Below are 22,102 nucleotides of genomic sequence, written 5' to 3' on the forward strand. Positions count from 1 at the left end.
AAAGATTATTCTTGATATCGACGCTGACCGCCTGGCCGCCTGAGTCGGTGACCGCCTTCCACATCATCTCGATCAGGGGATCGGTGGACCCACAGATGTGCAGGACCTTGGGAGACCGCCAGGCCGCTAAGATGCGGGTCAGTCGGGGCGCAATCAATTCCTTGAAGGTCCTGGGACTCAGTAAATCCGCGGCTACGCCGGGTTCTCTGAGGGTAATATAATCCGCCCCGGCCGCCAGGAGGGCCTTCCCGTTATTGATGATCATTTCGGTGAATTGATCCAGGATGTCCTCCACCCGGGCCTTCTCCTTAAAAACCCCTTTCAGGACCTTGTCCAGCTCAATGGTTTGACCGCACTGGGTGAAAGGCCCTAATTGCCAGGCACCGAGGGCCAGCTCGGGGGCTTCTTTTTTGACGATCTTGATGGCCTCGGGAATAATATTCATCGGATACCGGTCGATGAGATGCTCAATGTCATCCCGGGTAATCCTCACTTCCTCCAGGGTAGTCCATTTTTTAGTGGGAATCGTCGGGTAGAGGGTATCCTCGGAATCTTCGTAAAGGCTGATTTCATTTCCCAGGGCCTGGGATTCCCAACACATATCATAGGGGATGACCACCGAATCCAGCTTGAACATGCGGGCCGATTCGATGCCCGACCAGGCCAGTCTTTCGGCATTACGGTGGACGGTGGGAAATTTATAACCCAATTTCTTGATGGCCGGACGGAGCACCATACCCATCCCGGAAAAAAAGGGCATCACATCCACCGGTTCGCGGTTAAAAAAACGTTTTACTCTTTCTATAGGCGTAAGATTAGCCATGGCACATACTCCTTTCTTCTTCCTCTCTGATATGTTTAAGGGTTGTTCATTTGATGGTAATTTCGCACATGAAAAAAAGTTCAAGGTCCAGGTTCAAGGAAAAACCGAAACCTTCGTTAATTCCGAAATCCGCAATCCGCAATCCGAATTCAAACCGCTATGGTTACCACCCGGTAACAGCGCAAACAGCGCTCCGCCTCGGCCACCGCCTCGGCCGGAGAAAAACCCTGTTCCACTTCTTCAAAAGAAGCCTTCCGGGTTTCAGGGTTCAACTTTGCACCATCTTTTCGATTACGAACCTCGGAAACCTTGACCACTTCTTCCGGGTTATAAATTTTGATGGTTTTAAAAAGGAGATCGAAATAGTCGTCGTTCCCCTCTGTAAGCGGCAAACCGTTTATGAGCCGATCCATGGCCAAAGCTGCTTTTTTACCCATGGCGCCGGCCTCGATCAAGGACCGGGGGCCCAGGGCGGCATCCCCGCCGGCAAAGAGGAAGGGATCTTCTGTTTGCAGGGTAAAGGGATCGAACTTCATCGTCCCCCATTCGGTGAGGGTGCAGGCACAGTCAGGCCCCAAACAGGCCCAGTCCGATTCCTGACCCAGGGCCGGGATGACCCCGTCCACTTCTAAAAGGAACTCCGAGCCTTCGACCGGTATGGGACGGGGACGGCCGCTGGCATCCGCCTGGCCCAAAGTCATCTTGAGACATTCGATGGCCTTGACCTTTCCATTTTCTCCAATAATACGCTTGGGGTTGGTCAACAGGTGAAACCGGATGCCTTCGGCTTCACAGTCTTTTATTTCTTCCTCAAGGGCCGGCATTTCTTCCCGGCTCCGCCGGTAGATAATAAATGCTTCTTCGACTCCCAATCTCCGGGCTGTTCGAACCGCATCGATGGCCACATTCCCGCCGCCGATCACGGCGACACGTTTTCCCGGCATTATTTTTTCCCCTAATCGCACCTCCCGGAGAAAATCGACTCCGGGATAAACCCCTTCCAGGTCTTCCCCGGGAAGTCCCAGTTTTTTACATTCATGGGCCCCGATGGAGATAAAAACCGCCTGGTAGCCTTCCTTTCGGAGTTGCTCGGTGGTCAGGTCCTTCCCTATTTCCAAACCGGTTTTGATCGTAACGCCCAGGTTTTGAATCGCCTCGATCTCGGACTGAACAACGGTACCGGGGAGGCGATATTCCGGGATGCCTATGGCCATCATCCCGCCGGCCAGGGGTTGTTTTTCAAAAATCGTAACCTCATGTCCTTTCAGGGCCAAATGATAGGCGCAGGCCAGACCGGCCGGACCTGCGCCGACAATAGCCGCTTTCCCCCCCTTTTCCGAAAGGGTGACCTGAAATTCAGGCCCTTTCCCTTTTAACCATTCCTGGTCGGCCACGAACCGTTTCAACAGCCGGATGGCAATAGGCTCATCGGCATTGGCCCGTCGGCAATGCTGCTCACAAGGGTGATAACAAACACGGCCCACCACGCCCGGCAGGGGCAGTTTCTCGCGAATCACCCCCAGGGATTCGGGGAACTTGGCATCCTTGATCAATTCGACATACTTGGGTATGTCCAAGTGGATCGGACAGGCGTCCATGCAAGGGGCGGTCAACTTAGAATAACAGGTTACTTTCTCGCCTCCCTCCCCTCGAGTCGAAGGATGGAAGGCCTCGGGAAAATACTTCAGGGCATGGAAAAGGGGGGTTGGACCGGCCTTGCCGATGCTGCATTTGGAGCTGTCCATGACCGCTTCGGCCGCCGATTTTAAAAATTCCAGGTCCTCCTCAGTGGCCTCGCCGCTTTGGATATCGGCGATGACCTCCAACAGTTCTTTATAACCCGTGGTGCAGTAATTACATTTTCCGCAGGTCTTTGAGCTTTCATGAAGGGCTTCCAAATAGACCCGGCAGAGATCCACGATATCCAGAGCGCCGGAACGGAGAATGATCCCGTCCCAGCCGATCAAGGCCTTGATCTTTTCCTGGGCCTTAAAGGTTTCCGGTAAGTTGAAAAGGTCCGGGGATTCGTAGGTACCGGGGTCTTGCCCGCGATTATCAACCAGTCGCCCTCCCCAAGAACTAAAAACGATGTCTGTCATTATGTGCGCTCCCATCAGTGGCGGCCGTAAACAATCGATTTCTTATCGTTCTACTTTTTTCAATTCACCGGCCTTGTCCCAACTGACCTGGAGCTGATTGGCAAAATCAGGCCACAACTTGAACAGGGGATGGTTCGGGTCTTTCGGTAATCGTTTGGTTTCATCAAAAACCGCTGTAGCTAAAAAGGCATCCCCTACGGCTACGGCCGGCATCACCCTTCCTGAACCGGCCATGGGACCGGTAAAAATCAGATCATTAAAATAAAAAGCCGCCAGGGCTTCCAATCCGGCATCCATCCCGGCCCAGCTTTTAAAATCCCATTTTTCCTTGTATTGTTTAAACATCATATAAGATCCATTGCTGGGAGCGCTGGCCGTGGCAAATCCCCATTTCTCCTTGATCAAGCGATTGGCCAGTCCGCAAATAGCCGTGGCCGGGGCATTTAAAACGGAGGTGTCAACGATGATGGTCTCAAATTTGGCTCCCACTTTTTCAATGGCATTCAGGAGTTTCTGGGTCCCGGTGATCCGTCCGGTGGCCATCTGGTCGGCCATATCAAAGGCGACTAAGAGGACATTTTTTACCCCGATATCGGAAATCTCCCTAATCTCGGTTTCAATATTTTCTTCCCAGACGGTCAGGCTGTTATAAAACATACGATCCAATAATCCCTTTTCCGCGCAATAGGCCGCCCCTTCGATCTTCGATTTCATCATAATGGCATCGATACAAAAAGGCATCTTGCTGACGGAAGTAACAAAGTCAATGTATTTGTCGAACTTCTCCCCTGGACTGGCGACGATATCGGCCATGGCCGGGACGCCCATTTCATCGGTAAATTTATCAACATTTTTCAGTATTTCTTCGGCCCGCTTTTCATTAAATCCTTTTCGACGGGCACCCTTATCAAAGAGTTTGTCGCTCTCCTGAAAAATAGAGAAACAACAGATGGTCGGATAATCACCCGATTGCCCTCCGATCTTTATGCCTCCGATCTCTCCAACTTTTTGCTCTGTTTTTATCTCAAACATAAAATCCCCTCCCTTATATCTCGATGATAACTAATGCAAATTACTATATTATTACTATTTAATTAGCCTTAACCCGGAAAGAAAAGGTCTTTCCCCATCGGCCAAAGACCTTTGCCACCTGGGAAGAAGACTGAAACGGGAAAACCCCGTTCCCGCCTCTTCCCAGGAATAAAATTTTCTCAGGAGTCAACACGGGTCTTTGTACCTGACCCGGCTTTCTTTAAATTTTCCTGAATCTTGTCGAACTCAAACCCCACTCCCCTCAAGGACTTGATCCGCTCGGCCATTTGAGGATTCGGGGCCCGTTTAGCCATCTCATCGATCAATTCTTCATATTGAGGGATGATGCTTTCAAAAACGAGGTCATTCTCAATGCAGATGGTCGGCAAAACCCTGCCTTTCATTTCAATAAATTTGCCTATACCCTCTTTATTCTTGATCGACCATTCTTTATATTCGATCATGTCCTGGACGTCTTTGGGTAAGGCGGCAATCGATTCCATCATATACCCGCAGGCCGCACATTGGACGCTGTCCAGCGTAAGAACGCTAATCGTTATTTTATCTGCCATGGCTTCCCTCCTTTGGGTTTATCCCGTCTTACCATTTTTCAGGATATTTGGCGTAATATTGTTCAAACCAGGCCTTGGCTTCATACGCTTGATCCATATGTTCCACCGGAACATCGTAGGGCATGTCTCAGCCAGGGGCGAAGGTAAATCCGGTGGCCCCTCCGGAAGCCAGGCTGACGATGGCGTCTTCCCGCGGAGACAGCAATCCCAGACTCAGGGCCAAGGTCAGTTTAAGATTGCCTCCAAAGCCCACTCCGTATTTGAGGGCCATATCCCGAACCCAAAGCAGATTAAGTTGTTCATCAATAGCGAAACCGTGGGTTCCGATCTTGCAAACCTCTTCCATGACCCGGGTGCAATCACCGCAAATAAAAAACGAAGAGGTTTTTCCGGCATCATGAATGGCCTTAATGGCCGGTTGGCAATTGGGGGTGACAAATTCCCTGAAGGTCTCCGGCTTAATCTGGGAAGCCACCGGGTCAACGATGGCGATAATATCACAGCCCATTTCCGCATAAAATTTAGCTGAAAGGGCCCCGACTTCTCCGGCAAATTTGATGACTTCATGGGCCTTGGCTTTATTTTTGTAGACATCGGTAAAAATCCGCACCCCGGCCAGGTGGGAGGCCAAGGTCAAAGGACCACAAAGAAGCCCCATCATGACGCAGTCCGCTTCATCCAATAGGGGTTTGGCCAGCTTGGCGCCTTCGAAGATGGTCGGCCAGCGTCCCGAATCCTTGGTGGGAAACTTCAACCCCGAGTCGGCCAGACTTTTGTCGGATAAGGGATGGTTGGTAACCGAGGGGACGTTGTCGGGCCACCATTTCAGATCGCAGCCTACGGCATTGGCCTCCACCGAAAGATCAAAGAGCAAGGGAACGCCATCGGCATGGTATCTCTTGGCGGCGGCAACGACTCCTTTAGCCAGGAGCTGGGGGTCCTTCAAAAATTTGTCCGCTGGTTCGTTGATCAGAAAAGCGCTATGAACACCTGAATAAGGCACCCAGGGTACCGAGGCAGGTCTTTTCCCCCGATAAGCATCAATCAAATTCTGTTTAGACATTTTTTTCCTCCTCCCACAAAATTGTTTGCACTTGGTCCTGATCCAAAACAACACCCTTTCTTATCTATTTTTTACCCTTCCACCTCCTTTCACACTGCGAGATTCGATTCCAGTTTGTTGACAAGTGAGACCCTTACAACGCTTTTATTCCGCTCCACCATCGTCAGGGCAAGTGAAACGCCACCTGGAATCCAGGGTTTCTCATTATTTTCGGATTCCGGCTTTCGCCAGACGGTTTTGGAACCGTTTCAAAAGGTTCGAGTTATTTTCTGACACAGAGTCGCTTAGGGGCGTTAGATAGCTTTTCCAACGTTCGTCACTATTTCAGATGGGTTGATCCCCTCGGGGGAGGAGAGTTTTTTTCCAAAATGTCATCAGATGAGAATTGTACGAGATGTACAATCTGGTTTATCATGCGGATTTCCCCCTTGGTATCGTCTAAAGGATGATTTTTAATAAAAAGGGGATGATTTTTAAAATCATCCATGGAAGAGGAGGCCTACAATTCCGGCTCCACTAACCCCAAAGAAATGGCGTAGTGAACCAACTGGGCGGGTGAATCGACTTCGAGTTTTTCCATAACCTTCTGACGATGGGTTTTGACCGTGCTGATGCTGATACAAAGCATTTGAGAAATCTTTTTGGTGGAATGCCCTTCGGCAATGAGCTGAAAAATTTCCCGCTCCCGGTTGGAAAGCTGGTTGAACCGCTCCTCCCTCGGAGAACTCTTGCGCAGGGACAAATATCGGTCCACCAGGACCTTGGAGATCGGTGGGCTGAGAAAGGTCTCCCCTTTCATGGCCGCCTGAATGGCATCGATGATATCCCGGCCGCTTGAATCTTTTAATAGATACCCGGATATCCCTGCTTCCAACAGCTCATGGATATAATGTTCGTGGGCATACATGGATAATATGATGATTTTGCTTTGGGGGAGATGTTTGCGGATCCGCCGGGCCGCCTCGATGCCGTTTAGCAAAGGCATGGCAATATCCATGATCACCACGTCCGGTTTTAAGGCTAAGGACTTTTCGATGGCCATATTGCCGTTGACCGCCTCACCAATGACTTTAAACCCGGCATGATCTTCCAACAGCCTGGCCAACCCCTGACGAACGATGGTATGATCGTCGGCGATCAATATTTTAATGGGTGGTTCCATACTCCTGGCGTTCCTTCAATGGAATTTCTATCCGGATTTTGGTCCCTTCCCCTTGGTGACTTTTCACTTGGAAGGTCCCTTCTAAAAGGGAGGTCCGCTCCCTGATTCCCAACAGCCCCAGGCTCCTTTTTTCATTGCCCCCTATTCGCCCGTCAAAGCCGATTCCGTCGTCTTCGGCCAAAAAGATGATTTTGGGATAGCTTTTTATAATGGAGAGTCGAAAATGCTCGGCCCGCGAGTGCTTTATGGCATTGTTCAAGGTTTCCTGGCTGAAGCGATACAAGACGGTTTCCATGTTCGGATCCAATCGATGATCAAAACCGACCATCCGAAAGTCTATTTTCAAGTTGGAACGGCTGGACACCCCCTTCAGATATAATTCCAGTGCCGGCTCCAGTCCTAAATCGCTCAATAAGGTCGGATGAAGACGGTAGGAGAGTCTCCTGATTTCGGAAGAAGTGCGCAGGAGCATCTGGCGAATCTCTTCCACCTGTCCCTTGAGAGGTTGGTCTTCCGCCGGAAGGGCCTCTTCCAGCCGGTCTAAGCCTAATTTAACCGCCGTTAAGGCCTGACCGGCTTCATCGTGAAGTTCCCGGGCAATACGACGTCGTTCCTCTTCCTGGGTCTGAAAGAGTTTTTCGGTCAGGCGCCTGAGTTCCTGCCGGTGCCGGCGAATCGTCTTAATCAACTTGGCATTCTCGATGCCTCCTCCTAAAAAATTGGCTAATGAACCGATCAGATGGGTTTCGTGGGGACTCAAAATGCGTTTCGGAGGGATATCCAACCCAAAGAAGCCCAATCCCTTCCCTTTGGAAGTGATTAAAAAACAGGACAACCACGGGAGATCTCCCCCCTTTTTTAACTCATAGGTAATTTGAAAGGGCGGGAAAATAGGTTTGGGAAAAAAAGACCCGTTTTTCTCCAGGAGATATTTCTTTAAAAGGGTATCCTTAAAAAGGATCCCCTCCGGATCCGTTATTTCCAGAGGAGGGAGCCCGTGACGGACTTGAAGTTCGACCCTTTTTTTCTCGGGATCGAGCAGGAAAATCCCTCCTCGGCTCAGGCCTATCACTTTAATGAGATTTTTCAGCGACTCCTTGAACACCAGGTTCAAATTCAGGGAACGATTGAGGGCCATGGCCGTAGCATTCAGGACGGAGAGTTCCACATTTCTTTGTTTCATGGCCTCTTCGGCCAGTTTACGCTGGGTGATGTCTTTGATGATCCCTTCAAATTCGATTTCGCCTGATTCGGGGTTCTGGTATTGACGGCTGGAAATCAGGACATGAACCGGGGTGCCTTCCCGTTTTTTAAAATCTATCTCAAAGTCCCTCACTGAACCTTCTTGGCTCATCGCTTTCAAAAATCGGTTACGATCTTCGGCCTTTTTGTAAAGACGCTTGACGGTTCCTACGGAAAGCATCTCCTGTTTATTCGAATAGCCGAGCATCTCCACCCCGGCCTGATTGACATCCAGGATGGTTCCCTCCAAATTGGTGATATAGATCATATCATGACTGCCTTCGAATATGCGTCGGTACTTTTTTTCCCTCCGGACGATTTCCTCCTGCAAATTTTTCAGTTCAGTGATGTCCTTAAAGATTTCGATCCCCCCGGTGATCCTTCCCTCATGGTCCCGAAATACCGTGGTGGAACAGATGATCGGTATCTTTCGGCCTTCGATATTGGTGATGGAATATTCCCGGTTGTAGATATTCGTTTTATTTTTGATCGCCTGTTTTAGGGCACAATCGTTTTCACAAATCCGGTTTTTAAATACATCCTTGCAGTACATGCCCACAGCATCGTAGGCGGTAAAACCGGTGATTTTTTCTGCGGCCGAATTAAAATAGGTAATCCGGAATTCTTGATCGGTAGTAAAGAGGCCGTCGGGAATGCGGTTCAGGATTTCCAGAAAACTCTCTTCCTTCTGGTAGATTTGTTCCATGACCTTGGCATTGTATCGTCTCAACTGTTCGGTCATAAACAAGCTCCATCCGCCTTTCTCCTGTTCTCCTTTCATCTTGAAAAAAGGGCAGTCCAGACAGGCCGCCAACTTTTGAAAAAAGTCATCCCCGACGTAAACGCCGCAATGGGTCTTTGGAATGAGCCAGCAGGAGGAACCCCTTTTCCCATAGGCCGGACAGAGGACTTTGGCACAGTTGAGAAATTCCCAACAATTCGCCGGCGGTCTGGCCTCTTTTTCGGAAGGCTCCCTAAACCCTCTTTTGGGCAACAAACTCACAGAAAGGATCTCCTTTGGCCCGGCAGGAAACTTCGTCCGTTTTAAATGCAAAACAGCCTTCCGGGTACTCTTCTCCGTAGAGCAGGTCCATAAAGGCTGCGGCCACCCCCTGGAGCATATAGCATTTTCCGGAATCGGTCAGTCCATAGCGCTTGAGATATCCCGTAGCTTCATAAGAGTCGCTGACCCTTATCACCAATTTTTCATCGGCCAGAATCTCCATCACTTTGAGATCACCCCAACCGAAGGCCTCGGCCATGGCCGTAAACCCATAGATTTGATCTTCCTTTTTTTCTATCATGGGTTGGACGACTTCTTCCCATTCCCAGGAATTTCGAATCCCTTGAAAGGTGGCATAACCGCATTCCTGGGCGGCCTCGACCAAAAGGGTGGCCGCTTCTTTTTTCGGGTCCTTTCCCCAGGCCTTTTCGAACTGAAAGGAAAGCTGGTTATAATAATCGACAAAAAAGAGGGAAAGATAGACGCCGAAGGTGGGAATGATCCCCTTGGCATCCCTTATGCGACTCCCTTCCATAACGGCCTGAACAATTTTAATCCCGTCGATAGGCATGTGCGCCCTCGCTGATCTTGAAATGGCATTGCGGGTCCCCGACCATCTTACAACTCTGCTCTTCCACCCGATAATATCCCAGGGGCCGTTCATAAATCACTTCCAATACCCCGGCGATCCAGCCCCGGACAAAATGACATCCCGGCGCCTCCCGGCGCCCATGTTTGGCCAGCCAGCCGGTCACATGATGGCTGGAGAGACTGATAATACGCCCCCCTTTAGGACTTACCTTTTCAAAGTGGATGATGCCCAGGCCGCAATTTTGATAGAGGGTGGAAAAAAGTTCCAATTTGGATTTAACGGTCCGGAGCCGGTCGAGCTGGCCGAGCAGGGATTGAAAACCGGTGAAACAGGCATTCTCTGCCGCCTGGACCATCAATTCTATCCCTTTTTCTCCCAAATGGTCTTCCAACATTTTTTGAAGATTGATGTTGTAGTGGTGACAATGCATAGCGATGTGAAGCCCGGAGAGGGTGATCCGGGAACCTTCACGGGTAAGTTCACTGCGCCAATCCAGAATCATTTACTGTCCCCATTGGCTATGGTTATTAACGATGGTAAAACGCGAGGGCTGCTAAAACCGAAACCTTTCATCTCTCACTGCTGATACGATCAGGTATTCCTTTATCATAATAATGCTTGAGGTTTTTCATTTCGGTGACCAGGTCGGCTTTTTCCAATATTTTCGGAAGGGCATTCCGCCCGGTCAAGATGAGTTCCATGGCTTCCGGCTTAGAGTCTATGACTTCTATAAGGTCCTGAACAGGGATCAGATTATAGGCCACGGCCACATTCACCTCATCCAGGATAAGGATGTCGCAGGCATTTTTTCTGATTAGCTCTTTGGCGTATTCCAGGGCTTTCCGGGCCAATTGTTTATCCTCGGGGTCCGGGTTAACGGTATTGATAAAGCCATGACGTCCCATGGGAATGATGGTCAACAGAGGAGCCAATAGTTTTGCAGAAACCCGTTCCCCCGATATCTCATGCCCTTTAAGAAATTGTATAATGATCACCTTGCGGCCATGTCCTACGGCCCGCAAGGCCAGCCCTAAGGCCGCCGTGGTCTTTCCCTTTCCGTTTCCGGTATAGACCTGAACCATGCCTCTTGATAGGTTATTCACTTTTTCCATCCCAATACATGTTTTCCAAAATAGGGTTAGGGGATAAACCGGTATAAGGTGTAAGGTTTACGGTGTATGGTTTTCAGGAATCTATAACCCTGAACCTTGGACCTTAGACCTTAGACCTTGGACTTTCACCCGCCCAGCAAGGACTTGGCAATCACCAGACGCTGGATCTCGGAAGTCCCCTCATACAAGGTGGTTACCCGCACGTCCCGGGCCAACCGTTCCACCGGATAATCACCCGTATAGCCGTAGCCGCCCAGCATCTGGACGGCTTTGTAACAGGCCCGGTTGGCCGCCTCCGTAGCCAGAACCTTTCCCATAGAGGCCTCACGGGTGAATGGTTTACCGGATTCTTTCAGAAAAGCGGCACGCAGGATAAGCAGTTGGGCGGCCTCCAATTCGGTATAGGCATCTGCCATCATGCACTGGATGGCTTGAAAGTGGGAAATAGGCTGGCCAAATTGTTCCCGGGTTTTAGTATAATCCACGGCAAAATCCATGGCCGCCCGGCCGATGCCGATGGACAGGGAACCGATACCGATCCTGCCGCCGGCCAATTCCATGAGAGCGATCCGAAAACCGTCGTCTAACGAACCCAGAAGATTTTCTTTGGGGATACGGCAGTTGTCAAAAATAAGCTGGTTGGTGCTGGAGCCTTTCTGTCCCATCTTTTTTTCATCGGCCCCAACGATATAACCGGGGGTACCCTGCTCAACAACAAAGGCGCTGATCCCCTTTCCCTTGGGAGCCATCTTATTGGTCACGGCCCAGACCACCACCACCCCGGCATATTCGGCGCTGGTAATAAAGATCTTCTGCCCGTTGAGGACCCAATCGTTGCCGTCTAATACGGCAGTTGTTTTCATGCCGGCCGGATCCGAACCGGCCCCCGGTTCGGTCAACCCGAAGGCCCCGGCCGTGTATTCTCCGGAACAGAGGCGCGGGATATGCGTATTCTTTATTTCTTCAGTACCGAACTCCAGCAGCACCTCGGCCACCATGTTGGTCACCGACATGGTGGCGGCCGTGGCGGCGCAGCCGGCCCCGATCTCGGTCATAGCCAGGCTGTAAGCCATTACCCCAACCTGGGCACCGCCATAGATCTCGGGGATATTCATGCCCATCAACCCCAGATCGGCCATCTTTTTCAGATTGGCCTTGAGTATGGTCCGGTCCCTGGTTTCATCCAACCGGGCGGCCTGGGGGGCCAATTCGGTCCGTGAAAAATCCCGGCACATGGCCTGGATCATCTTTTGTTCTTCGGTCAGGGCAAAGTCCATTGGATTTCCTTGATTTCGGCGCAAGGCGTAAGGCGCAGGGCGCAGGGCGCACGATTCTTTGTTTATTTATTGTTTTGAGCCTTGGACCTTGTGCCTTAAGCCTTATGCCTATTTGCCTTTAAGGACATTATTAGCAATAACAATCCTCATGATCTCATTGGTGCCTTCATAGATCTGGGTGATCTTGGCGTCCCGCATATGGCGTTCCATGGGGTATTCCCGGCAATAGCCATAACCACCCAGGACCTGGACCCCCTCAACGGCCGCCTGCATAGCAGCATCGGAGGCGTACAGCTTGGCCATGGCCGCCGCCTTCTCATAATGAAGATGATTATCTTCCATCCAGGCGGCCCGTAGGGTCAACAGTTCGGCGGCATCCAACTGGGTAGCCATATCGGCCAGTTTCCACTGAATGGCCTGGAAAGCGGAAATCGGTTGGCCGAATTGTTCCCGGGTTTTGGCATAGTCGACAGCCTCTTCCAGAACTGCCCGGCCGATCCCGATAGCCTGGGAGGCGATGCCGATCCGGCCTCCATCCAGGGTGGTCAGCATCTGTTTAAATCCCTCTCCGGGACTACCCAACAAGGCATCCTTGGGAAGCCGGGCATTATCAAAAATCATCTCGGCTGTACCCGAGGCATTGATCCCCAATTTTTCTTCTACCCGGCCCAAAGAATAGCCCGGGGTGTTTTCCAGGTCTACCACGAAGGTGCTGATCCCCTTATAGCCTTTCTCCTTATCAGTGACCGCGGCCAGGACACAAAACCCGGCCACATTCCCATTGGTAATAAATTTCTTTTCGCCGTTGATGACCCACTCATCACCGTCCAAAACTGCGGTAGTCCGCATGCGGGCCGGGTCCGATCCGGCGCCGGCTTCGGTCAAGCCGAAACAGCCCAATTTTTCCCCGCTGGCCACCGGCGTAAGGTACTTCAATTTTTGTTCGTGGGTCCCGAAGGCCATGACCGGAAAGCAATATAGGGAATTGTTGACCGACATGATTACGCCGGTAGAGGCGCAGGCCTTGGAAATCTCGATCAGGGCCACCACATAGCTGATATAATCCATACCGCCGCCACCGTATTCCTCGGGAACGGCAATTCCCAAAAATTTAAGCTCCGCCAGTTTCTTACAAATCTCGGCCGGATGTTCATGGGTGGCATCCAGACGAGCGGCCACCGGTTTGATCTCGGCCTCGGCAAACCTCCGGGCCATCTCCCGGACCATCTGTTGTTCTTCGGTTAAATTAAAATCCATCTTTTCTCCTTAATGCGAGTTACGTGTTCCGCGTTGCGGGTTGCGGGTTATAAAATCATTTTCCGGAGCCTTCAATCCGAAACTGGCAACGAAATATCACGCCCGCCTGATGAGGATATCGACGAAGTATGAAAATGTTGTTAGTTTTGAACGCGCAACTCGTAACTCGTAACCTGCAACTTTATTTTCTTATTATATTTCCCCCTTAAATTCCGGCTGGCGTTTTTCCAGGAAGGCGGTCAATCCTTCCTTCGCATCGGAACTGGTAAAGGCGATGGCAAAGGCGTCCACTTCCATGGCGCAGCCGTTGCGCAGATCCACATCAAAGCCCCGGTTCATGGCCTGTTTAACGGCCCGAAGGGCCGCCCGGCTTTTGGAGGCCATCAGCTTGGCAGTCTTCTGTGCCTGGCCCATTAATTCTTCAGGCGGAAAGACCTTATTGACCATGCCGATCTCTTTGGCCTGCTGGGCTGTGATCATCTCTCCGGTCAGACACATTTCCTTGGCCAGGCCTTTTCCCACCAGGCGGGCCAGACGCTGGGTTCCGCCGAATCCGGGGATGATCCCGAGATTAATTTCCGGTTGCCCGAATTTAGCCTTTTCCGAGGCATAGATAAAGTCACAGGCCATGGCAATCTCCGTCCCCCCACCCAGGGCGAAACCGTTGACCGCGGCGATAATCGGTATCTCCAAAGCCTCCATGGCAAAAAGGACCTCATGCCCTGAAGCGGAGAAGCGTTTGGCCTCCATAGGGTTCATTTTGGCCATAGTCGCGATATCCGCCCCGGCCACAAAGGCCTTGTCCCCGGTCCCGGTCAGGATAACGGCCCGAACTTCTTTATTTTTGGCAATCTGCCTGAAGGCTTCGCCTAACTCTTCCACCACTTCGGGATTCAAGGCATTCAAGGCCTTGGGACGATTAATGGAGATGGTAGCAATCCCCTCCTGGATATCCAACAAAATGTTATTAAATGTCATGATCTCTCCTTTCGATTATCTTATAGCTGATAGCGGTCAGCGGTCAGCCAAAAAAAAACAACTTACTAACCCCTCATGCCTCCGTGAAACCTCATGAGATATGAAAAAGAGGTTCTCCGAACTCTGAACTCCGAACTTTTGTCGTGTTTTAGCTGAGTGCTGACCCCTGACCGCTGAAAGCTGTCTTACTTTCTTTCCAAAATCAAAGCCGCTCCCATGCCCCCACCGACACACAGGGTGGCCAGCCCCAGGGCAGACTGTCTTTTGATCATCTCATAAAGCAAGGTTACCAGGATCCTGGCTCCGCTGGCCCCGATGGGATGACCGATGGCAACGGCCCCGCCGTTGACATTGACCTTTTCCGGGTCCCAGCCCATGGCCCGGTTAACGGCCACGGCCTGGGCGGCAAAGGCTTCATTGGCCTCGATGAGATCCAAATCTTTTGCCGAGAGACCGGCTTTCTCCAAGGCCTTTTTAGAGGCCGGAATTGGCCCGGTGCCCATGATCCAGGGGTCCACCCCAGCCGTGGCATAGGAACGGACAAAGGCCAGGGGCTGAAGGCCCATCTCTTTGGCCTTGTCTAAGGACATGACGACAAAGGCAGCGCCCCCGTCATTAATACCCGAGGCGTTGCCGGCCGTCACGGTGCCGTCTTTTTTAAAGGCCGGTTTGAGTTTGGCCAGGTCTTCCAGGGTCGTGGCCCTGGGATGTTCGTCGGTATTAAATAAAATCGGATCCCCTTTTCTCTGGGGAATAGGCACCGGGATGATCTCTTCCTTGAACCGGCCTTCTGCTAAGGCCTTCTGGGCATTTTGCTGACTCCGCAAAGATAAGCGGTCCTGGTCTTCCCGGGTAATGCTGAATTGTTCCGCCACCTTTTCGGCCGTCAGGCCCATATGGACCTGACCAAAGACATCGGTCAACCCGTCATAGATCATCAGATCCACCAATTCCCCATTGCCCATCCTGGCCCCCCAGCGGGCCTGTCTTAAGGCATAAGGGGCCATGCTCATACTTTCCATCCCTCCGGCCACAACGATATCGGCATCGCCTGCTTTGATGGCCTGGGCGGCCATCATGACCGATTTTAGCCCCGAGGCGCAGACCTTGTTGATGGTGGTGGCCGGAACTTCCTGGGGAATACCGGCATGGATCACCACCTGGCGGGCCGGATTCTGACCCAGGCCGGCCTGGAGGACGTTACCCAAAATAACCTCGTCTACCTGGCCCGGAGAAACTTGTGCCCTTTTCAGGGCCTCCTGAACGGCAACAACTCCTAATTTAACGGCCGGTATCTCTTTTAAGGTACCGCCGAATCTTCCCACCGGCGTACGCGCTGCACTGACAATAACAACCTCTTTCATAAAACCTCCCCTGAATTCAGTATTGAGTTAAGAGTTCGGAGCTGGTAGTTGTGAGAAACCTTCTCTTTTGTCCTATCAAGCCTTTGCTCCGAACTAATTACTCCGAACTCCGAACTTTTTTTAGATTTTTTCCACAATCAAACTAACCGCTTCTCCTCCGCCCAGACACAAAGAGGCCATGCCCCGTTTGGCCCCGCGGTCCTTCATGGCATAAAGGAGGGTCACCAGAACCCTGGCTCCGCTGGCCCCGATGGGATGTCCCAGGGCCACAGACCCGCCATGGACATTGACCTTCTCGGGATCCAGCCCCAGTTCCCTGATGACCGCAATGGTCGAAGAGGAAAAGGCCTCATTGACCTCCTGAAGGTCAATGTCGCCATAAGACAGCCCGGCTTTTTTAAGGACCTTGGGGATGGAAAGTAAAGGGGCCACCAGGACATATTTGGGGTCCAACCCCGAAGCCCCCTGGGCACTGACACGAGCCATAGGGATAACTCCCAGTTCCCGGACCTTGCTTCCTGACATGAGGACCAGGGCCGCAGCCCCGTCACTGATCTTGGAGGCGTTCCCGGCCGTCACTGTCCCGTCCTTTTTAAAGGCCGGTTTTAAAGCGGAGAGGGCCTCCAGACTGGTTTCCCGAAGTATTTCATCCTGGTCAAAAATCAACGGTTCTTTCCCTTTACGGGGGATGGAGATAGGCATTATTTCTTCTTTAAATTTCCCATCGGCCCTGGCCTTAAGGCCCTTCTGATAGGAATTAAAGGCAAATAGGTCCTGATCTTCCCTGGTTACCCCATATTTCTCGGCACAGTACTCGGCGCTGACCCCCATCAGAAAATCATTATTAATATCCCTCAAGCCGTCATGATCCAGGGAGTCGATCAAAACCCCGTTGCCCATCCGATAGCCGGTCCGGGCCTTTTCCAGATAAAAAGGGGCCCGGCTCATATTCTCCAGTCCGCCGGCCACCACCACTTCGGCATCCTTCAGGGCAATGGCCTGGGCGGCTAACATAACGGATTTTAAGCCTGAACCACAGACCTTATTGACTGTAATGGCCCCCACCTCATAAGGAAGCCCGGCCTTGAGCATGGCCTGACGGCCCGGATTTTGCCCCAGACCAGCCGGAAGGACATTGCCCATAATGACCTCATCCACCTGCTCATTAGTCAATCCGGCCCGGCGGATGGTCTCGGTGATGACCATTGCCCCCAATTCGGTGGCCAAAAAAGGGCTCAAACTCCCATTAAAAGACCCTAAAGGCGTCCTGACTGCGCTGACGATAAAGACCTCTTCCATCATCATTCTACTCCTGCGGAAAAATTAGGTTATAGGCAAGATACAGGATTCACTTTTTAGCACCTGCAACATGAAACTTGCAACTTGCAGCTCTCTCTTCAACTGACCCTAGATTCCCTCTTTTCGAACTAAGCGTTCATGCCAATAATTAGGTACCACGACGTATCAAAAAAGGTTTTCGCCGAACGCCGAACTCTGAGCGACGAACGTTATTTTCGTCCTTACCTTATCGGGTTTTAGGCCAATTTGTCAATTCTTTTGTGACTAAAATCACTTAATATTTTTTGGTTTTTTCTTCCAGGGGTATAGAAAGGAATAGGGATCCATTATTTATAAATCAGTGACGGGAACCAGAGCGTCAGCGGCGGCCAATAACAGGCGATCATAAGCACGGTGATGGCCACAACGGCCAGGGGCATCACCGCCCGGGCCACCTGTCCCAGCGGCAGCCCGGAGATCCCGCAGGCCACGAACAGGCAGATGCCCACCGGGGGGGTCAACATGCCGATAGCCAGGTTGACGACCATGAGCACCCCGAACTGGATGGGGTCCACCCCCATCTGGGGGGTAATGATCGCCAGGACCGGTACCAGCAGGATCAGGGCGGCCGTCGTCTCCATGACGCAGCCCACGATCAAGAGCCCGGTCATGACCAGCAGCAGCAGGCCCCAAGGGGGGAGCGCCAGGGACTGGATGGCATTTTGCAACAGCACCGGGGTCTGCTTCATGGCCAAAAGCCAGGTAAACATCTTGGCCATGGCGATGATGAAGAGGATGGTGGCGGCCACGATCTGGGAGCGGATAATGAGGGCAGGCATGTCCTTCCATTTGATCCTTTGGTTGACGGCCATGGCCACAAACAAGGCATAGAAGACCGCCAGGGCGGCCGCTTCAGTCACCGTGACAATGCCGAACAGGATCCCGCCCAGGACGATGACCGGCGCACCCAGGGACCAGAAGGCCTCTTTGAATGCGATCCCAATCTTTTTCAAAGAAAAGGGATTACGGGTCCCCCACTGGTGGCGCCAGGCCAGCCAGACGGATAGGGCCATGAAGCTGAGACCGAAGAGGATCCCCACCATCATGCCCCCGGCGAAAAGTTTGGCGATGGAGACATTGGTCAGGAAACCGAAAATGACCATGGGGATGGAAGGGGGGATGATAACGCCGATAGAGCCGCCGGCCGCCACCAGGGCCGCCGAGAAGGCCGGCGGATAGCCCTGGCGGATCATGGCCGGTATGGCGATGGCCCCCAGGGCGGCCGTGTCGGCCGCGGCCGAACCGGAGATACCGGCGAAGAACATAGAGGCCACCACCACGGCACAAGCCAGCCCGCCCCGCACCCAACCCACCAGGCTGTCCGAGAAATCGATAAGCTGGCGGGAAATCCCGCCGGTCTCCATGATCGACCCGGCCAGCATGAAAAGGGGTATGGCCAAAAGATCGAAGGAATCCACGCCGGCGAAAAGCAGTTGGATGATCGTCTGACCCAGTGCCGACAGATGAACGCTGGCGGGAAAGACCCCGGGTGCCAGCATGAAGCCGATGGCCGGCAGGCCGATGGCCAGGGCAATGGGCAGCCCCAGGGCGATCAGCAGGAACAAAGCCCCGAACAGAAGGACAATGATCATAATTTAGTTTCTCCCGATTTGAAGATGTCCGCCAGCACGTGGATGACGAAGATGACAGCCCCAATCGGTATCACCGCAAAGGGGAGCGACATGGGAAGCGGTACAGAGGACCAGGCTTGTTCCCAGGTCTTTAAGGTGTAGCCGGCCCCGAACCAGGCGATTAGCAAAAAGCAGGCCAGGGTCAACCCCTGCAGGCAGACTATGATGGCCCGCTGAATGACCGGTCCCAGGCTATGACCAAACCCTTTCAAACCGATAAAGTTCGTTCGTTTGTAAGCCACCGTTCCACCCAGAAAGGTGATGGCCACCAGGAGATACCGGCTTACTTCCTCGGACCAGCCCAGGGAGTTACCGGCATACCGGGAGACCACCTGGGCGAATAAAATAAGGCAAATAATCGCCCCTATAACAAAAAGGACTTTTTCCACCACTGCATTAATGGCCGAACTTAATCGCTGTAATACCAGCATAGGCTACTCCTGCCTGTTTGGGATAATGATGGGGCTATAGGGCTATAGGCTATAGGCTATGGGCTATGGGCCAGGTTTTTTTAATGCCTTTCGCCTATAGCCCCTTGCCTATCGCCCGTAGTTACTACTTCACCGTCTGCAGGATCTGATCCACCAGCTTCCTGGTGTCGCCCGTCACCGAGTTGATGACCGGGGCCGTGGCCTTGCGGAAGGCCGCCAAATCGGGCTTGTCCTCCACCAGCATCCCGGCCGTTTTGAGTTCGGCTAATTGTTTGGCCTCGTTGCCCCGGATGAACTGGCGTCCTTGAAGGGCCGCTGCCCGGGCATTGTCCGTAATCACCTTGCGTTCCTGGGGAGACAACCCGTCCAGAAAGGACTTGCTGGCCAGGAAGACCAGGGCCGAATAGACATGCCGTGTCAGGGTCAAATATTTCTGACCGGCCTCGTGGAGCTTGGCGGCATGGATTACGGCGATGGGATTCTCCTGGCCGTCGATGACCCCCTGTTGAAGCTGTGTAAAGATGGGCCAGGCCATGGGCGTCGGGTTGGCCCCTATGGCCCGCCAGATCGCCAAATGAGTAGGAGCCTCCATGGTTCTGATTTTCAGCCCTTTAAGGTCCTCGGGCATCTTCACGGAACGTTTGGAATTGGTGACGTTGCGGAATCCGTTGTCCAGGAAAGCCAGGGCCACAAACCCGGATTTCTCGAATTTCCTGGCCAGATCCTGACCGACCGGTCCGTCCAGCACCTTATCGGCTGCATCGTAGGAGGGGAAAACGAAAGGCATTTCCAGGGCCTTGATTTCCGGCACGAAGGCCTCGATGGGCCCGGTGGTGCAGACCGCCATCTGGGTGGTGCCCAACTGAATCTGCTGAAGCACCTGGGTCTCGCTGCCCAAAACGGCCGAGTGGTGGACCATCACACTGATCTTACCAGGCAGGGCCTTTTCCACACTCTGTTTGAACCAGTTGGCCGCCCTCGTGTGGACGAAATCCGGATTGACGACTACAGCAACGTTGATCTGGGTTTTAGCCGCTGCCGATCCGGCGAAGACCGCCAAACCTAAGCTGAATAAAATTACCATCATTCGTAAACGCATTGTGTTTCCTCCTTCTTTTTTTTATTTCGTTATTCTCTTCCTGTTGGTTTGGGACGCCATCCCTTGCCGGTCGTCCATCCTCCGGAAGCATAAGGTTTCAATATCCTTCAAGCCGGCATAATAGGCTCTAAACACCTCGACCTGTCCTATTGATTCAGAGTTATAGGATGGTTGGATAGGACATTCCTCTTGGGTCGTAAAAGGAGTGTGTATGGTCCCGATTGGTTCTATCTTCATGAGATTGTCCAAGGTTAAGCTATTCAATGGTCTCCGTATAACCCCCTATACGGATTCACTTACAGACGGCACCTTCTTTGCTGGAAGAAACCAATTTAATGTACTTGGACAGGTACCCGTTTTTGATTTTGGGGTCGGGACGGTTCCATTCATTTTTTCTTTTAACCAGCTCCTGTTGTTCAACCTGCAGGTCAAGGGTTCTCTCCTCGAGGTCATATTTAATCAAATCACCCTCCTGAATCAAGGCTATGGGGCCTCCTTCATAAGCCTCCGGCGCTACGTGACCTATACAGTTGCCCCGAGTGCCTCCGGAAAATCTCCCGTCAGTAAGCAGGGCCACCTCGTCCCGTAAACCAAGACCGACCAAAGCGGCGGTTGTCGCCAGCATTTCACGCATACCAGGCCCTCCCTTGGGACCTTCATACCGGATAACAATGAAGTCCCCAGGTTTGATGCCATTGTTCAAAACCTCTGCCATGACCGCCTCTTCTGAATCAAAAACCCTTGCCCGACCTTCAAATTTTCGCATATTTTCGTTCATCGCCGATGCTTTGACTACGGCGCCGTCAGGGGCCAGGTTCCCAAACAAAATAGCGATGCCGCCTTCTGGGCTGATCGGGTCATCCAGAGACCTGATCACCTCAGGGTCACCCACCCGGCCCTCACCGGCCAATTCCAGCACGGTCTTGCCCGAAACGGTGATATTATCCTTTAAAAGCGGCTTAATGACGTTCATCACGGCAGGTATACCGCCGGCATACTCCAGGTCCTCCATGGTATAATCCCCCGATGGCTGAATACCGCACAAGTAAGGGGCATTGGCGTTAATTTTCATGAAGTCGTCGTAGGTTAATTCGATTCCTCCCTCATAAGCGATCGCAGGCAGGTGCAGCACCGTATTAGTCGACCCTCCCAGGGCCATGTCCAAATAAATGGCGTTTTCAAAGGCATTTTTATTTAAAATTTTCTTGATCGTTATTCCGCTTTTCACCAGATCAACGATTCTTTCCCCACTTTCAAAAGCTATTCGCTTTTTCTTGGCCGATACGGCCAGAGACGTCCCGCACTCCTTCAGGGAAACTCCCATGGCTTCACATAAACAGGCCATCGTATTCGCCGTATAAAGCCCCTGGCACGCTCCAACCCCAGGACAGGCCTCCATTTGGAAGCAATTTAATTCTTCTTCACTTATCTTCCCGGCCCGGAATGATCCAACGGCTTCAAAGGTGTTTTTAACCAGAGTCAATTTCCTTCCCTGGTAACGTCCAGTCATCATCGGACCAGCACTTACAACAATGGCCGGGATATCCAATCTCATGGCCCCCATCAGCATTCCCGGGGTGATTTTATCGCAGTTGGTCAGCAAAACCAGGCCGTCCAATGCATGGGCCACGGCCACCGATTCTATCGAGTCGGCGATTAATTCGCGGGAAGGCAAGGAATAATGCATGCCGATGTGACCCATTGTAATGCCGTCACACAATGCCGGGATGCCGAATATAAATGAATATCCACCGCCGGAGTGAATCCCTTTTTCAACATATCTCTCGAGATTACGCATGTCCGCATGCCCCGGAACCAGATCGGTAAAACCGCTGGCTATGCCTATAAAAGGCTTCTCCAGGGCCTCTTTGGTTATCCCTGTTGCATGCAACAGCGCTCGCTGCCCCGTATTACCAAACCCTTTTTTGATTTTGTCGCTGATCATGATAAGACATACCTCCGCATTAGATTCTAAAACTCACAATTTGCCAATTTATCCCTGACTTCCTGACGGTTACGGTATATTG

The 22,102-nt window shown here is 52.1% G+C and carries 19 protein-coding genes; all 19 read right to left on the reverse strand.

From position 1 onward, the window contains the following. On the reverse strand, window positions 1-823 hold an 823-nt coding region (locus HY879_13900), incomplete at its 3' end, for a hypothetical protein (GenBank protein MBI5604435.1). Window positions 824-972: 149 nt separating this feature from the next. Further along, complete coding sequence (locus HY879_13905; GenBank protein ID MBI5604436.1) at window positions 973-2,922, reverse strand: FAD-dependent oxidoreductase; 1,950 nt, start codon at window positions 2,920-2,922, stop codon at window positions 973-975. 42 nt (window positions 2,923-2,964) lie between these two features. Continuing rightward, entirely contained in the window at window positions 2,965-3,954 is a 990-nt protein-coding gene (locus HY879_13910; protein MBI5604437.1) for a hypothetical protein, read from the reverse strand. 179 nt (window positions 3,955-4,133) lie between these two features. Beyond that, window positions 4,134-4,526, reverse strand: a complete 393-nt coding sequence (locus tag HY879_13915; GenBank protein MBI5604438.1) for a hypothetical protein — start codon at window positions 4,524-4,526, stop codon at window positions 4,134-4,136. 127 nt (window positions 4,527-4,653) lie between these two features. Next, the gene (locus tag HY879_13920; protein MBI5604439.1) at window positions 4,654-5,589 is read right to left on the reverse strand and encodes a hypothetical protein; all 936 of its coding nucleotides are present in this window, start codon (window positions 5,587-5,589) and stop codon (window positions 4,654-4,656) included. 499 nt (window positions 5,590-6,088) lie between these two features. Continuing rightward, window positions 6,089-6,751 carry a response regulator transcription factor gene (locus HY879_13925; protein ID MBI5604440.1) on the reverse strand — a complete coding sequence of 221 codons (663 nt, stop codon included), beginning with the start codon at window positions 6,749-6,751 and terminating at the stop codon, window positions 6,089-6,091. After that, the gene (locus HY879_13930; GenBank protein MBI5604441.1) at window positions 6,735-8,996 is read right to left on the reverse strand and encodes a PAS domain S-box protein; all 2,262 of its coding nucleotides are present in this window, start codon (window positions 8,994-8,996) and stop codon (window positions 6,735-6,737) included. Before HY879_13930 ends, HY879_13925 begins: the two co-directional genes overlap by 17 nt. Continuing rightward, window positions 8,968-9,567 carry a hypothetical protein gene (locus HY879_13935; protein ID MBI5604442.1) on the reverse strand — a complete coding sequence of 200 codons (600 nt, stop codon included), beginning with the start codon at window positions 9,565-9,567 and terminating at the stop codon, window positions 8,968-8,970. Before HY879_13935 ends, HY879_13930 begins: the two co-directional genes overlap by 29 nt. Beyond that, window positions 9,548-10,090 carry a hypothetical protein gene (locus tag HY879_13940; GenBank protein ID MBI5604443.1) on the reverse strand — a complete coding sequence of 181 codons (543 nt, stop codon included), beginning with the start codon at window positions 10,088-10,090 and terminating at the stop codon, window positions 9,548-9,550. Before HY879_13940 ends, HY879_13935 begins: the two co-directional genes overlap by 20 nt. Window positions 10,091-10,157: 67 nt before the next feature. Further along, on the reverse strand, window positions 10,158-10,700 hold the full coding sequence (locus HY879_13945; GenBank protein MBI5604444.1) for a cob(I)yrinic acid a,c-diamide adenosyltransferase: 543 nt from the start codon (window positions 10,698-10,700) through the stop codon (window positions 10,158-10,160). Between the two features lie 125 nt (window positions 10,701-10,825). Continuing rightward, window positions 10,826-11,977, reverse strand: coding sequence for an acyl-CoA dehydrogenase family protein (locus tag HY879_13950; protein MBI5604445.1), 1,152 nt, complete (start codon window positions 11,975-11,977; stop codon window positions 10,826-10,828). Window positions 11,978-12,085: 108 nt separating this feature from the next. Further along, on the reverse strand, window positions 12,086-13,234 hold the full coding sequence (locus tag HY879_13955; protein MBI5604446.1) for an acyl-CoA dehydrogenase: 1,149 nt from the start codon (window positions 13,232-13,234) through the stop codon (window positions 12,086-12,088). 192 nt (window positions 13,235-13,426) lie between these two features. After that, window positions 13,427-14,212, reverse strand: a complete 786-nt coding sequence (locus tag HY879_13960) for an enoyl-CoA hydratase/isomerase family protein (protein MBI5604447.1) — start codon at window positions 14,210-14,212, stop codon at window positions 13,427-13,429. A gap of 185 nt (window positions 14,213-14,397) precedes the next feature. Further along, window positions 14,398-15,576 (reverse strand): acetyl-CoA C-acetyltransferase, encoded by a 1,179-nt coding sequence (locus HY879_13965; GenBank protein MBI5604448.1) that lies wholly within the window; start codon window positions 15,574-15,576, stop codon window positions 14,398-14,400. A 120-nt stretch (window positions 15,577-15,696) separates the two neighbouring features. Next, window positions 15,697-16,875, reverse strand: coding sequence for an acetyl-CoA C-acetyltransferase (locus HY879_13970; protein ID MBI5604449.1), 1,179 nt, complete (start codon window positions 16,873-16,875; stop codon window positions 15,697-15,699). Window positions 16,876-17,201: 326 nt separating this feature from the next. Then, on the reverse strand, window positions 17,202-18,506 hold the full coding sequence (locus HY879_13975) for a TRAP transporter large permease (protein MBI5604450.1): 1,305 nt from the start codon (window positions 18,504-18,506) through the stop codon (window positions 17,202-17,204). Further along, entirely contained in the window at window positions 18,503-18,976 is a 474-nt protein-coding gene (locus tag HY879_13980) for a TRAP transporter small permease (GenBank protein ID MBI5604451.1), read from the reverse strand. Before HY879_13980 ends, HY879_13975 begins: the two co-directional genes overlap by 4 nt. Before the next feature lie 124 nt (window positions 18,977-19,100). Beyond that, complete coding sequence (locus tag HY879_13985) at window positions 19,101-20,063, reverse strand: DctP family TRAP transporter solute-binding subunit (GenBank protein MBI5604452.1); 963 nt, start codon at window positions 20,061-20,063, stop codon at window positions 19,101-19,103. 304 nt (window positions 20,064-20,367) lie between these two features. After that, window positions 20,368-22,020: a dihydroxy-acid dehydratase gene (gene ilvD, locus HY879_13990; GenBank protein ID MBI5604453.1), complete on the reverse strand. Its 1,653-nt coding sequence runs from the start codon at window positions 22,018-22,020 to the stop codon at window positions 20,368-20,370. Window positions 22,021-22,102 lie beyond the last annotated feature (82 nt).

This window comes from Deltaproteobacteria bacterium, assembly GCA_016219225.1.
Lineage (GTDB): Bacteria > Desulfobacterota > RBG-13-43-22 > RBG-13-43-22 > RBG-13-43-22 > RBG-13-43-22.

Excerpts from the sequence above, each read along its gene's own strand:
- HY879_13970 (MBI5604449.1), bottom strand. The coding sequence starts at position 16,875 with ATGGAAGAGGTCTTTATCGTCAGCGCAGTCAGGACGCCTTTAGGGTCT.
- HY879_13980 (MBI5604451.1), bottom strand. The coding sequence starts at position 18,976 with ATGCTGGTATTACAGCGATTAAGTTCGGCCATTAATGCAGTGGTGGAA.
- HY879_13945 (MBI5604444.1), bottom strand. The coding sequence starts at position 10,700 with ATGGAAAAAGTGAATAACCTATCAAGAGGCATGGTTCAGGTCTATACC.
- HY879_13960 (MBI5604447.1), bottom strand. The coding sequence starts at position 14,212 with ATGACATTTAATAACATTTTGTTGGATATCCAGGAGGGGATTGCTACC.
- HY879_13905 (MBI5604436.1), bottom strand. The coding sequence starts at position 2,922 with ATGACAGACATCGTTTTTAGTTCTTGGGGAGGGCGACTGGTTGATAAT.
- HY879_13910 (MBI5604437.1), bottom strand. The coding sequence starts at position 3,954 with ATGTTTGAGATAAAAACAGAGCAAAAAGTTGGAGAGATCGGAGGCATA.
- HY879_13920 (MBI5604439.1), bottom strand. The coding sequence starts at position 5,589 with ATGTCTAAACAGAATTTGATTGATGCTTATCGGGGGAAAAGACCTGCC.
- HY879_13925 (MBI5604440.1), bottom strand. The coding sequence starts at position 6,751 with ATGGAACCACCCATTAAAATATTGATCGCCGACGATCATACCATCGTT.
- HY879_13940 (MBI5604443.1), bottom strand. The coding sequence starts at position 10,090 with ATGATTCTGGATTGGCGCAGTGAACTTACCCGTGAAGGTTCCCGGATC.
- HY879_13985 (MBI5604452.1), bottom strand. The coding sequence starts at position 20,063 with ATGATGGTAATTTTATTCAGCTTAGGTTTGGCGGTCTTCGCCGGATCG.
- ilvD (MBI5604453.1), bottom strand. The coding sequence starts at position 22,020 with ATGATCAGCGACAAAATCAAAAAAGGGTTTGGTAATACGGGGCAGCGA.
- HY879_13950 (MBI5604445.1), bottom strand. The coding sequence starts at position 11,977 with ATGGACTTTGCCCTGACCGAAGAACAAAAGATGATCCAGGCCATGTGC.
- HY879_13975 (MBI5604450.1), bottom strand. The coding sequence starts at position 18,506 with ATGATCATTGTCCTTCTGTTCGGGGCTTTGTTCCTGCTGATCGCCCTG.
- HY879_13915 (MBI5604438.1), bottom strand. The coding sequence starts at position 4,526 with ATGGCAGATAAAATAACGATTAGCGTTCTTACGCTGGACAGCGTCCAA.
- HY879_13935 (MBI5604442.1), bottom strand. The coding sequence starts at position 9,567 with ATGCCTATCGACGGGATTAAAATTGTTCAGGCCGTTATGGAAGGGAGT.
- HY879_13955 (MBI5604446.1), bottom strand. The coding sequence starts at position 13,234 with ATGGATTTTAATTTAACCGAAGAACAACAGATGGTCCGGGAGATGGCC.
- HY879_13965 (MBI5604448.1), bottom strand. The coding sequence starts at position 15,576 with ATGAAAGAGGTTGTTATTGTCAGTGCAGCGCGTACGCCGGTGGGAAGA.